Source organism: Ruegeria sp. BHSB056 (assembly GCF_059613305.1).
Genome location: NZ_JBXWSG010000104.1, coordinates 1 through 11398, shown reverse-complemented (window position 1 = coordinate 11398; position 11398 = coordinate 1). Strand labels below are relative to the sequence as shown.

Annotated in this window: 16 protein-coding genes; 9 read left to right on the top strand and 7 right to left on the bottom strand. The window is 56.7% G+C overall.

Features of this window, described 5'->3' with window-relative positions; all coding sequences use genetic code 11:
- The 5 genes from AC2FND_RS17930 to AC2FND_RS17910 all read right to left on the bottom strand — a co-directional run.
- Positions 1 to 1209: FHIPEP family type III secretion protein (locus tag AC2FND_RS17930; RefSeq protein WP_496771150.1), on the bottom strand; the 1209-nt coding region annotated here is incomplete at its 3' end.
- Positions 1210 to 1278: 69 nt separating this feature from the next.
- A complete protein-coding gene (locus AC2FND_RS17925; RefSeq protein WP_496771149.1) occupies positions 1279 to 1908 on the bottom strand; it encodes a transglycosylase SLT domain-containing protein in 630 nt (209 codons plus the stop codon).
- Between the two features lie 141 nt (positions 1909 to 2049).
- Positions 2050 to 2478: an Lrp/AsnC family transcriptional regulator gene (locus tag AC2FND_RS17920; RefSeq protein ID WP_209507213.1), complete on the bottom strand. Its 429-nt coding sequence runs from the start codon at positions 2476 to 2478 to the stop codon at positions 2050 to 2052.
- A 51-nt stretch (positions 2479 to 2529) separates the two neighbouring features.
- Entirely contained in the window at positions 2530 to 3849 is a 1320-nt protein-coding gene (locus AC2FND_RS17915) for an MFS transporter (RefSeq protein ID WP_496771148.1), read from the bottom strand.
- Positions 3850 to 3852: 3 nt separating this feature from the next.
- On the bottom strand, positions 3853 to 4110 hold the full coding sequence (locus AC2FND_RS17910) for a metal-sensing transcriptional repressor (RefSeq protein WP_209599209.1): 258 nt from the start codon (positions 4108 to 4110) through the stop codon (positions 3853 to 3855).
- Positions 4111 to 4243: 133 nt separating this feature from the next.
- Here AC2FND_RS17910 and AC2FND_RS17905 point away from each other — a divergent pair, with 133 nt between their 5' ends.
- The 7 genes from AC2FND_RS17905 to AC2FND_RS17875 all read left to right on the top strand — a co-directional run bounded on the left by AC2FND_RS17905 (position 4244) and on the right by AC2FND_RS17875 (position 9025).
- Entirely contained in the window at positions 4244 to 4858 is a 615-nt protein-coding gene (locus AC2FND_RS17905) for a ribonuclease D (protein WP_480483923.1), read from the top strand.
- On the top strand, positions 4855 to 5823 hold the full coding sequence (locus AC2FND_RS17900; RefSeq protein ID WP_496771147.1) for a KpsF/GutQ family sugar-phosphate isomerase: 969 nt from the start codon (positions 4855 to 4857) through the stop codon (positions 5821 to 5823). Before AC2FND_RS17905 ends, AC2FND_RS17900 begins: the two co-directional genes overlap by 4 nt.
- 11 nt (positions 5824 to 5834) lie before the next feature.
- Positions 5835 to 6434, top strand: a complete 600-nt coding sequence (locus AC2FND_RS17895; protein ID WP_480507206.1) for an LPS export ABC transporter periplasmic protein LptC — start codon at positions 5835 to 5837, stop codon at positions 6432 to 6434.
- A gap of 3 nt (positions 6435 to 6437) precedes the next feature.
- Entirely contained in the window at positions 6438 to 6929 is a 492-nt protein-coding gene (locus tag AC2FND_RS17890) for an LptA/OstA family protein (RefSeq protein ID WP_209507207.1), read from the top strand.
- Positions 6929 to 7687, top strand: coding sequence for an LPS export ABC transporter ATP-binding protein (gene lptB / locus AC2FND_RS17885; RefSeq protein ID WP_480507210.1), 759 nt, complete (start codon positions 6929 to 6931; stop codon positions 7685 to 7687). The genes AC2FND_RS17890 and lptB overlap by 1 nt, the downstream gene beginning before the upstream one ends.
- 252 nt (positions 7688 to 7939) lie before the next feature.
- A complete protein-coding gene (hpf, locus tag AC2FND_RS17880) occupies positions 7940 to 8503 on the top strand; it encodes a ribosome hibernation-promoting factor, HPF/YfiA family (protein ID WP_209507274.1) in 564 nt (187 codons plus the stop codon).
- Positions 8504 to 8560: 57 nt separating this feature from the next.
- Entirely contained in the window at positions 8561 to 9025 is a 465-nt protein-coding gene (locus tag AC2FND_RS17875; protein ID WP_209507205.1) for a PTS sugar transporter subunit IIA, read from the top strand.
- 54 nt (positions 9026 to 9079) lie between these two features.
- Here the strand turns inward: AC2FND_RS17875 and dalA are convergent, their stop codons facing one another.
- A complete protein-coding gene (dalA, locus tag AC2FND_RS17870) occupies positions 9080 to 9595 on the bottom strand; it encodes a divisome-associated lipoprotein DalA (RefSeq protein WP_209507204.1) in 516 nt (171 codons plus the stop codon).
- A 169-nt stretch (positions 9596 to 9764) separates the two neighbouring features.
- Here dalA and AC2FND_RS17865 point away from each other — a divergent pair, with 169 nt between their 5' ends.
- Together AC2FND_RS17865 and AC2FND_RS17860 are read left to right on the top strand one after the other, a co-directional pair.
- The gene (locus AC2FND_RS17865) at positions 9765 to 10364 is read left to right on the top strand and encodes a L,D-transpeptidase (RefSeq protein WP_480507212.1); all 600 of its coding nucleotides are present in this window, start codon (positions 9765 to 9767) and stop codon (positions 10362 to 10364) included.
- A gap of 139 nt (positions 10365 to 10503) precedes the next feature.
- The gene (locus AC2FND_RS17860; protein ID WP_480507214.1) at positions 10504 to 10686 is read left to right on the top strand and encodes a hypothetical protein; all 183 of its coding nucleotides are present in this window, start codon (positions 10504 to 10506) and stop codon (positions 10684 to 10686) included.
- Between the two features lie 159 nt (positions 10687 to 10845).
- On the opposite strand, the gene hemH is transcribed toward AC2FND_RS17860, so the two are convergent.
- Positions 10846 to 11398, bottom strand: a 553-nt coding sequence (gene hemH, locus AC2FND_RS17855; RefSeq protein WP_496771146.1) for a ferrochelatase, incomplete at its 5' end; no start/stop codon positions are given.

Sequence of the window (11398 nt, the reverse complement as noted above, 5' to 3'; positions counted from 1 at the left end):
GTTCAGAACGCCGCGCGCCTGTTCGACCCCCTGAACCTTGATCACGTAGGTTCCGGTTGGCAGGTCGGCTCGATCAGTCAAACGAATTTCGGGCAGGATCAAACCAAAGGTGGACGCCACGTAGGTGCGCATATTGGCGATGCGGGCATCCAATCCGGTTCCGGGATTCAAAACCAAGCTTACCAGATCGGGTGCGAATTCAAGGTGCACGTCATCCAGATCCAGAATATCTCCAATAGCCTGCGAGACCGGCACCTCGGTTTCGGTCGCCTGCGACTGCAATGACGGGTCCGTTTTTTTCTGCTTTTTCCGAATTGTGTAGGCCGCGTATCCAAGCACAGCTGCACCGAGGATGAACGGCAGGAAAGGCAGGCCGGGCACCAGCGCAAACAGGACCATCAGAACCGCCACGGTAGACAGCGCAGCCGGATGCCGCCCGAGTTGCGAGAAAATGGCATTGTCGGTGGCACCCTGTGTTCCGCCGCGCGCCAGCAGCAATGCAGAGGCAATTGAGATGATAACGGCGGGGATCTGCGAGACCAGACCATCACCGACCGTCAGGATTGCATATGTCTCGAACGCCGAAGCCACCGGCATTCCGTGCACGATCACCCCCATGACCAAACCCATAACAAGGTTCAGAAGAGTGATCAGAAGACCGGCAACGGCATCGCCTTTTACAAACTTCGACGCACCGTCGAGCGAGCCGAAAAACGTTGTTTCCTGCTGTTCGCGTTCCCGCCGTTCCTTGGCTTGCTGATGGTCGATGGCCCCGGCTGACATGTCGCTGTCGATGGCAAGCTGCTTGCCCGGCATCCCGTCCAAGGCAAAGCGCGCGCCGACCTCGGCCATACGGGCGGCCCCTTTGGTGATGACCATGAAGTTCACGATCAGAAGCACGCCAAAAACCACAAGGCCCAGAAAGATGCTGCCGCCCATGACGAAATTGGCGAACCCTTCAATTACGTCACCCGCTGCGTTGGGTCCGGTATGCCCTTGACCGATGATCAGTTTGGTCGAAGAGACGTTCAGCGACAGGCGCAGCATCAGCGATGCCAGCAGGATCGTTGGGAAGGACGAGAAATCCAGTGGACGTTCGATGAACAGCGTCAGAGTGAAAATCAGGATGGCCAGCGCGAAAGAGGCGGCTAGCCCAACGTCCAACACCCCGGCGGGCATGGGCAGGATCATCATGACGATGACGGTCATCAGCGCCAGCGCCAGCAGGACAGTGGGTGAAAACAGGGACCGGATGTCAAACTGGGGCACGAAGGTTTCCTAATTGAAAGGGATGAAGGCAGTTGCTGTGCCGTTGGTCGGCACCAGAGAGCCCAGGGCAGTGGTGGCGGGTGTGGCCACTAGCATCGGAATCAAGGGCGCTCCGGCCCTTGTGAACGGATCGCGTGACATACCAGAAAACCCTTGTGAGGACGGGTTATCCAACTGGGCCATCACTGTCTGGAACCGGCCACGATAAGCCTCGGCCAGAGCATTCGTACGGGAATGATAAGCCCCGGCCGCAGCCGGCCACGAACCAAGCTCGAAATAAAGGTCTTTCAGGAAGTGGGCGGCGTAGGTTGCGTTCGCATCCGGATCAAACATCGCGTCGATCGAGCGGAAGGCTTTGCCATGCCAACGATAATTGACCTGGAAACACCCGACGTCAAAGCTGCGAGAGCCTGCTTTGAAAATTTTGAAAACATAGGCCTTGGCCTCGGCCTCGGACTTAAACCAATACCCCTGACCTTCGGCATTTATGGCCCAAGGCCAGGGCTGCAACTGCCCGTCTATCTGTCGGCCGGTTTCAACGCGGGTTATGGCGCGCAGCACGTCCAACGGAACACCTTCGGACAGTGCCGCGCGGCGCGCGGCCTGATCACAAAGCCCGCCTATTTGTGATGCGTGCATGGCGGAACCCGCCTGCGCCAACAGCACATGCAGTATTATGAAAGCAATCGGTATTCTGTGAATTGGCATTCTGCCGGTCCGGGATTCTGGTGTTCCCGGCCAAGCTAGACGCCGATCGGTTTACAGAGGGTTATCGCAGCCTCAGTTTCGGTCGATCCTGCGCCCGAAAACAACGCTTGTATTGGTGCGCAGGACGCCGGGGATCTTCGCCAGATCGTCCACCAGAATGTCCAGATCCTCCAGCCTCGGGGCATCTGCGGTCAGCATCAGATCGAATTCGCCATTGATCGACAGGCACAGTTTGACCTCGGGATAGGCCTCGAGCCGTCTAAGGATCCGGTTGGTTTCCTTCTGCTGCACTTCCAGCATGACGATGACCTGTACTTTGGGCGTGTCTTCCGTGGACCCAAGGCGCACGGTGTATCCCGTGATTACGCCGCGATGTTCCAGACGACTGATCCGTTCATGCACGGTCGTGCGGGCCACACCCAGCGATGCCGCGATCTGCGTGGTCGAGGCACGCGCATTGGCTTGCAGGGCGGCGATGATACGGCGGTCTAGCTGGTCCATTGGGGCTCCGGTTTGCGCAAGTCCGGGTTTAGATCAGATTGGCGCCCTTTCTCAAGGCTCACGCGGCATGCGCGGGTGCAGGTCGTCGATAATAATCGGATGCGCGTGAGGGCCCGCTCCGGCCAGATGCGGATGATCTGCTGGCAGATCGGGGTGATTGTGAACAACCGGTTCCTGATCGTCACGCGGCCAAAGGCTGACTGCCACAATCACGCCTGCCATGGACAGGACAGACATACTGCCGAGTGCGACAGTCGGCCCATAGACGGTCATTATCCACCCAGCCAGCGGATACAGCACCAACCAGCAACCGTGTGACAGAGTAAACTGTGCGGCAAAGACAGCTGGGCGGTCTTCGGGATGGGCTGAACGGGTCAACAAACGACCCGAAGGCGTAAGGGTTGTAGAATACCCAAATCCGGTAAAGGCCCAAAAAACGGCAAGGACACCCAGCGTGAGCGGGGTCGTCGCGGTCAGAACCGAGGCGACGGCCATAGCGCCCGACGCAAGAATAGCTCCGAACAGCATAACCTTGCGATCCTCGATCCGATCCAGCACGCGGGGCAGAGTGAACGCCGCCAGCATCGACCCACCCCCAAATCCGGCCAGTGCAATGGCCACGGCGCTTTCTGACAGGCCAAGGGTGGCCCGCACGATGACCACTGTGTTGACGATCACCATCGAACTCAGCGCCGCGGCGCTCCAGTTAAGCGCAAGCAGCCCGCGCAGCCGGGGGGTTTTCAGATAGATGCGAATTCCGCGTGTCGTGCGGTCATAAATCCCGCGTGGTTTGCTGGGCTTGGGCGAAGGCAGGGCGACCGAGACCACCAGCAATGCCGAAGCAACAAACCCCAGCGCTGTGCCCCAGAACAGGCTGTTGAAGCTGACCAGCAACAGAAGTGCCGCAGCAAACATCGGGCTCAGCAGGCTCTCCATGTCGTAGGCAAGACGTGACAGTGACAAAGCGCGGGTATACTCGTTTTCGTTCGGCAAGACGTCCGGGATCGTTGCCTGAAAAGCAGGCGTAAAGCCTGCCGAGGCGGATTGAAGCACGAAGATCAGCACATAGATTTGCCAGACCTCGGTCACGAAAGGCAGGCATACCGCGACTGCGGCGCGGATCAGGTCCAGAAAAACCAGCATCTTCCGACGGTCCAGCCGTTCGGCAAAAGCGGCCGCCAGTGGGGCCACGGTGACATAGGCCACCATCTTGATCGTCAGTGCGGTGCCCAGCACAAGGCCAGCAGCGTCTCCGGCCAGATCAAAGGCCAGCAACCCTAGCGCGACTGTAGCCAGCCCGGTTCCGGTCAGGGCGACGATCTGGGCGGCAAACAGGTGGCGGTAGGTCCGGTTTTTTAGAATGCTCAGCATGGTTCAGAGGTATTTCGTGATGGCTTTGAAATCCTCGATCCCGCCGCTATCGCCATCAGAAGACAGGCAATGGTCGATGTGATCATGGATCAAGGCGCGCTTGGCATTGGTAACCGCTTTTTCAACGGCAAACAGCTGTTGGGCAATGTCTGAACAGGGGGCCTGACCTTCAAGCATGGCAATGACCTTTGCCAGATGCCCGTGGGCTCGTTTCAGCCTTGCCGTGATATGCGGATGCGACTCGCGGGGTACAATTGTCATGATTTATCCCTATCCTCCCCATGGGGATATTGTCAATCCTGGTGCAGGGATTTGCCCGTGACTTTTGGACGGCGTTGAGTTTATGGACCAAACCGCCTATCTCGGAGGCGATACCGCACAAAGGAATAGTCGGGTGGCGAACCATTTGTACAAAAACGACCTGCCGGACGGGTTAGATCTGGGCCCTGTTGTGGCCATTGACTGTGAAACCATGGGTCTGAACCCACATCGGGACCGCTTGTGCGTGGTTCAGATGTCGGGTGGTGACGGCAACAGCCATATCGTGCAGGTGGAAAAAGGCCAGACTGAGGCGCCGAACCTATGTGCCCTGCTGGAAAACCCTGACATTCTGAAGCTGTTCCATTTCGGGCGCTTCGACATCGCCGCCATGTACCATACATTTGGTGCTCTGGCCGCGCCGGTCTATTGCACCAAGATCGCCAGCCGCCTGGTGCGGACCTATACGGACCGGCACGGGCTCAAGAACCTGTGCCAGGAACTCATCAGTGTCGATATTTCCAAACAGCAACAAATGAGCGACTGGGGCGCAGTCTCACTTACGGACGCTCAATTGGATTATGCTGCGTCTGACGTTCTTTATCTGCATCAGCTGCGCGATGCGCTAAACATTCGGCTGGCTCGCGAGGACCGGACTGAAATGGCGCAGGCCTGTTTTGACTTCCTGCCGATGCGTGCGAAACTGGACCTCGCCGGTTGGCCCGAAACGGATATCTTTGCGCACTCATGACCGATACCGAAGCATTCCTGAAAACCGCCCGTCAGGTGGTGACTGACGAAGCCCGCGCGCTGGACGTACTTGCCGACAGTCTGGACGCGCATTTTGCTGAAGCCGTGCAGCTTATCCTTCAGGCCACCGGGCGCATCATCATCAGCGGTATCGGCAAGTCAGGCCACATAGGTCACAAGATTGCGGCCACGCTGGCCAGCACCGGAACGCCTGCCTATTTCGTGCATCCGGCAGAAGCCAGCCATGGCGATTTGGGCATGGTCTCCAAGGGTGATGTGGTTCTGGCGATTTCGAATTCGGGCGAGGCACCGGAACTTGCCAATCTGCTGGCCTTTACACGCCGCTTTGGTATTCCGCTGATCGGATTGTCCAGCAAACCTGACAGCACATTGATGAAACAGGCCGACGTACATCTTCTGATCCCGTCGATGGGCGAGGCCTGCGGTTTTGGTATGGTGCCGTCGATCTCGACGACGCTGACCCTTGCCATGGGGGATGCACTGGCGATTGCCCTCATGAAATACCGCGATTTCCGGCCCGAGGATTTCCGTGCCTTCCATCCCGGTGGCAAACTGGGTGCGCAGTTGAGTACGGTGCGCGACCTGATGCACTCGGATATACCGGTGGTTCAATCAGGCACTCCAATGGGTGAAGCATTGTTGGTAATGAGCCAAAAGGGCTTTGGTGTGGTTGGTGTCACAGGTGAAAGCGGGCAATTGTTGGGTATTGTCACTGACGGCGACCTCAGGCGTCATATGCAAGGTTTGCTGGATCTTAGCGTGGATCAGGTCATGACCCTAAACCCTCGCACGATCGGGCCTGATGAACTGGCGGAACGGGCAGTTGCGTTGATGACGATGCAAACACCCAAGATCACGTGTCTTTTTGTTGTGGACCCTGACACCGGCGGCAAGGCCCAAGGTATCTTGCACATCCACGATTGCCTGCGTGTCGGTCTGGGCTGAGGGAGGCTGAGGTGGACAGATATTCCCGCATGGTGCAGTTCCTGAAGGTGCTGTTGCCGCTCGCGGCTATTGTGATGTTGTCCACGGTATTCCTGCTGTCCCGCAGCATCGAAACAAACGTTTCCGTGCCCTTCGCGCAAAAAGACATTGATGAGAGACTGGCGCAACAGGTGGTAACGCGACCGGATTACCGCGGAACGACCCGCAAGGGAGAGACCGTGCATATCGAGGCTGTGCAAGCCACGCAGGGCACCGAGGCGTCGGTTCCGACAGCATCCGAGTTTCGCGGCCGCTTTGGTCTGCTCAATGGCGGAACAATCACGCTGGATTCAAATTCCGGCCTGATCCGTCCGGATAATGGAACAGCAACCTTTGTTGGTGACGTGGTCATCACCACGGCGGACGGGCTCAAGGTCACGACGGATCTGCTCAATACCTCGTTGGACGAAATCCGGGGCGACACGCCGGGGCAGGTGAACGGAACCGGTCCGATCGGTGATTTTTCCGCGGGGCGCATGACCTTTGGCACTGAAAAAACGGACGGGCCGGTCCATATTGTTTTTACAGACGGTGTGAAGCTGGTATACGAGCCTGAAAAAGCAGAAAGATAACTTGTGTTCGATTTTCGATTTGTTCCTTTGTGCCTCGCCTTGATCGCGGGCGCCGTGCCCGTGACCGCGCAAGAGGCGCAGGTGGCTTTTGGGTCCGCGAATGCCGATCCGAGCCTGCCGGTCGAGGTGACATCGGAAACCCTGAACGTCAATCAAGAGGACGGATCGGCAGAATTCATCGGAAATGTCATCGTCGTTCAGGGTGAAATGCGCCTGACTGCCGAACGCGTGCTTGTTATCTACAATCAGGAACGCTCGGCGATCGAGCGAATGGAAGCGACTGAGAATGTGGTTCTGGTCAGCCCGCCGGATGCAGCGGAAGGCGACTGGGCTGAATACAAGATCGGCTCGGGTGAGATTGTCATGAAAGGCAACGTCCTGCTGACACAAGGCCCAAGCATCATCAGTGGCGATCAGATGAACGCCAACCTGACATCCGGTACGGCGACCATGACCGGGCGGGTCAAAACGATCTTGCAGCAGGGAAACAACTGATGGCGCTTCCCGACCTGAAACTGACCGAGGGCAGTTCCGGGCTGCGCATCGAGAAACTGCGGAAGTCCTATCGAAAAAAGACGGTGATCCGCGATGTCTCGATGACGCTGGGCCGGTCCGAAGTGGTGGCGCTGCTGGGGCCGAACGGGTCAGGTAAGACCACAACGTTCTATTCAGTTGCGGGGCTTGTGTTCCCCGAGGCGGGAAAAGTCACGATAGACGGCCAGAATGTAACTACGTTACCCATGTATCGGCGCGCGCGTCTCGGGATCGGGTATCTGCCACAGGAGATGTCGATCTTCCGCGGCATGAGCGTCGAGGACAACATCGCTGCCGTTCTGGATATCACGGTTTCTCATGCACATAAGCGCAAAGAGCGTTTGGAAGAGCTGCTGTCTGACTTCTCGATCGAACACCTGCGCCGGGCCCCGGCATTGGCGTTGTCAGGCGGCGAGCGCCGCCGGGTTGAGATCGCGCGCTGTTTGGCCGCAGACCCCAAATACCTGCTGCTGGATGAACCGTTTGCGGGTGTCGATCCAATCAGTGTCGGGGATATTCGGCACCTTGTGGCGGATCTGAAAAAACGCGGTATTGGTGTGCTGATCACCGATCACAACGTCCGGGAAACGCTGGAAATTGTCGACCGGGCCTATATCCTGCATGACGGTCAGGTTTTGATGTCCGGCACACCTGATGAGGTTGTCGAAAACGAGAATGTGCGCCGCGTCTATCTGGGCGAGAATTTCCGCATTTCATAACCTTGCGCGGAGTTGTGCCAATTGCATCGCGGAAATCGCGTATATACACATCTGTTTTGATTGACTCTTCCCTCGTCTCTTGCCTCAATTGGCTTATGGCATTTACCCGGTTCCAGTCTGGATCTCGATGTCCCTTCTTCGAAGGGCTGGAAACAAGGCAACCGCGGAAAATGTCTCGACCCCCCACCCGATAAAAACAAGCCCGCCGCGTTCCGCGGCGTCAGAATGGGTGTGAATTGTGAAGGAGATCACATGCGTTACCAAATCAGCGGAAAACAGATCGACATCGGTTCGGCATTGCAGACACACGTGCAGACCGAACTGAATGAGGTCGTGGGCAAGTATGCGCAGCGGCCTACGGATGCCAACGTCGTCTTTTCCCGTTCGGCGCATGAATATGTATGCGAAACAACGGTGCACCTTTCCACTGGCCTGACGGCTCAGGCCAAGGCCCATGCAACCGAGATCTACGCGGCGTTTGAGGCGTGCTGCGGTAAAATGGAGAAACAGTTGCGTCGCTACAAGCGCCGCCTGAAGGACCACCACAAGGATCGGGTTGAACCGGTTGAACTCTTTGGGGCGTCCTCTTATATCCTCGCTTCAAACGAATCGGAGTCGGCCGATGAACCCGAATCGCTACAGCCCATGATTGTGGCCGAGATGGAAACAAAAATCCCATCTTTGAGCGTCGGTGAGGCCGTTATGCAAATGGAACTTGCCGGTGCGCCAGTGCTGGTGTTCAGAAATGAAAACAAGGACGGGTTGAATGTCGTTTATCGTCGCGAAGACGGTAACATCGGCTGGATTGATCCGTAACAGGCAAGGATACGAGGCCGCACCCGCCTATGCGGGTGCGTGCCATGGAGCGTGATCATGGAGCTTTCGAGCATACTGAAGCCCGAAGCGGTGCGTGTATTGTCCGCGGCTTCCAGCAAGAAGCGGCTGTTTCAGGAAATCGGTGACGTCGCTGCAGCGACGCTGGGTATCGATCCTCAGGAAGCGGTTGATTTCCTGCTGGAACGGGAAAGCCTTGGGCCTACCGGAGTCGGCCATGGTGTGGCGCTGCCGCACGCGCGCCTGCCCGAGCTTGATGCGGTTTCAGGTGTTTTCGTAATGCTAGAAAAGCCCATCGATTTCGGATCGGTTGATCGCCAGCCTGTGGACATTGCCTTTGCGCTGTTTGCACCGGAAGAGGCGGGCGTCGATCACCTCAAGGCATTGGCGCTGGTGTCTCGCACTTTGCGGGATACTTCGGTTTGCACCAAACTTCGGGCGAACCCCGATCCGGTAAAGCTCTATGCGATCCTGACCGAGGCGCAGTCTATGCAAGCCGCCTGATAAACAAAAAAAAGCCCCCGAAAACCGGGGGCTTTTTCTTTTCATTTGACCGGATCAACCACCGGTTCCCATTTCCAACGTCCACCAGATTTTGCCGCCACCTTCCTGATGCCAGGCGAATCCCATTTGGGTGGCTTTGGCGTCCATTATGACAGCCCTCGGTCCAGGCTCCTGCATCCAAGCGGCAAGCGTTTCCGTCTCGGTCTCGTAGGTTTCGGAAATGGCTTCCCCCAGAAAAGTACCGAAATAGCCGACACGTGCTGCCCGGTCGATCGGCGACGAACCGTCTGACCCAAAGTGCCAGGGTCGGTTCTGTCGCGACATATCTTTCGAATGAGTCGCAGCTGCCGCGTTCAGTTGTGCGTTTAGTTGTACGGGCTGCAATCCCTGAGCCTGACGCAGAGCATTGACCGAATCAAGCATGCGGAACTGCAGCTTTTCCGGGTTGCCGCGGATCTTATATACGGTCGGCAATGGGCGACCATCAGATCCCAGAGTGGTTGAGCCGGTGTTGGTACATGCCGCAAGCGCGACAAAGCAAATCAATAGTAAAGAAACGATGCGCGTCATGTTCGACCTGATTATTGTATCACAACACGGCATAGCGCGCCTGCTTGTTCTGAGCAAACGCGCAATGGTCATAACTTGCGTGATTCTGCCGGTTTGGTTTGCGACTGAAGCATTCTGGCAATAGAATACCTCTGATTTCAGACCTCACCTAAACACAGGACCCGTTGTCATGGTCAAAAAGCGCATTCATTCGCCCACACGCAGGGGTTTTCTGGCAGGGGCTACCGCCACTCTGGCTACACCGGCGCTGGCACAATATATCCCGGGCGACCCGCTGCGCCCCGCACCCGAGACCGAACCGGCGGTTCGCCGCAACGTATCCGGGTTCCGGGCATTGGATTGGCAACCGTATTTTTCGAACACCAGAAATGGCGCCATATTGGTCGATACCGTCTCAAGAGCGCTGCATTATTGGTCGGATGATCAATCAGTGTACAAATTGTACCCGTCGTCGGTTCCGCTGACCGAAGAACTCACCCGGCGCGGGCGGACCAGTGTGATCCGCAAGGTCGAAGGCCCAAGCTGGTCTCCAACGCCTTCGATGAAGAAGAGAAATCCGGAATGGCCGGACTATATTCCTCCCGGTCCCGATAACCCTTTGGGAACGCACGCTTTATATCTGAGCTGGAAGTATTATCGCATTCACGGCACGCATGATACGCGTAAAATCGGCCGCAGATCTTCGAACGGCTGCATCGGCCTTTTCAACGAAGACATCGCCGAGCTGTTTTCGATGGCTAAGGTTGGCACACAAGTGTTGCTAATTTGACGACATTTTCGTGTGCGAACCTGCTTGCCCGTCAAGTTGCAATTGCATTCCCGCTCTAATGCTGATTAGAAAAAACTACGAGGTAAGTCTTAGATGTGCGGTTCCGGACATTGGAGCCGTGCAAATTCTGGAGGTTAATATGAAGAAACTCGTTCTCGCCGCAGCTCTGACTGCAGCAGCTTCGACCGCATATGCTGGCAACCTGGAAGAGCCGGTTGTTGAAGCACCGGTTGTTGTTGAAGAAACACAGGGTTCGTCGCAGGGTCTCCTGCTGCCGCTGATCCTGCTGGTCGTCGTTGCTGCTGCTGTTGCTGCAGGCTAAGCCGACACGGAATTCATGAAAAAGGCGGTGGAGCAATCCACCGCCTTTTTTATTCCAACAGGTCTTCAAGCCTGTTGCGCGCCGGGGGATACTGACGCGCCAGTATCAAGCCGAGCTTGACGTTCTCATGAGAGATGCCGTTTTTGCTCTGGAAACGCTTTACGCCAACCACCCGCGCAGATTGTCTGCGATCACCTTTCCAAGTGCTGCGATATGGGCGTCGTCATCGTTCAGGCATGGAATATAAGTAAACGTCTCGCCGCCTGCTTCTTCGAAGCTCTCTTTGATTTCTTCGTTTATCTCTTCCAGCGTTTCGATGCAGTCCGCCGAAAATGCTGGGGCAATTACAGCAATGTTCTTTTTGCCTTGTTTCGCGAGTTCGGCCACGTGATCCGCAGTGTAAGGTTTCAGCCATTCTTCGGGGCCGAAGCGCGACTGGAAAGTCGATACCAGTTGATCATCCGTCCAGCCTAGTCGCTCCTTTAACAGCCTTGTCGTTTTAGCACACTGGCAGTGATAGGGATCGCCCTGCTGAAGATACCGCTCGGGCATCCCGTGATATGAGCAGACAAGAATGTCGGGTTTTGTCTCCATAGCCTCGTATGCTCGTTCAACAGACTGCGCCAGCGCATCGATATAAGCAGGTTCATCGAAATAGGCCGGAACGGTTCGCGTGGCGGGCTGCCAGGCTTCGTCCATCAGTGCGCGAAAG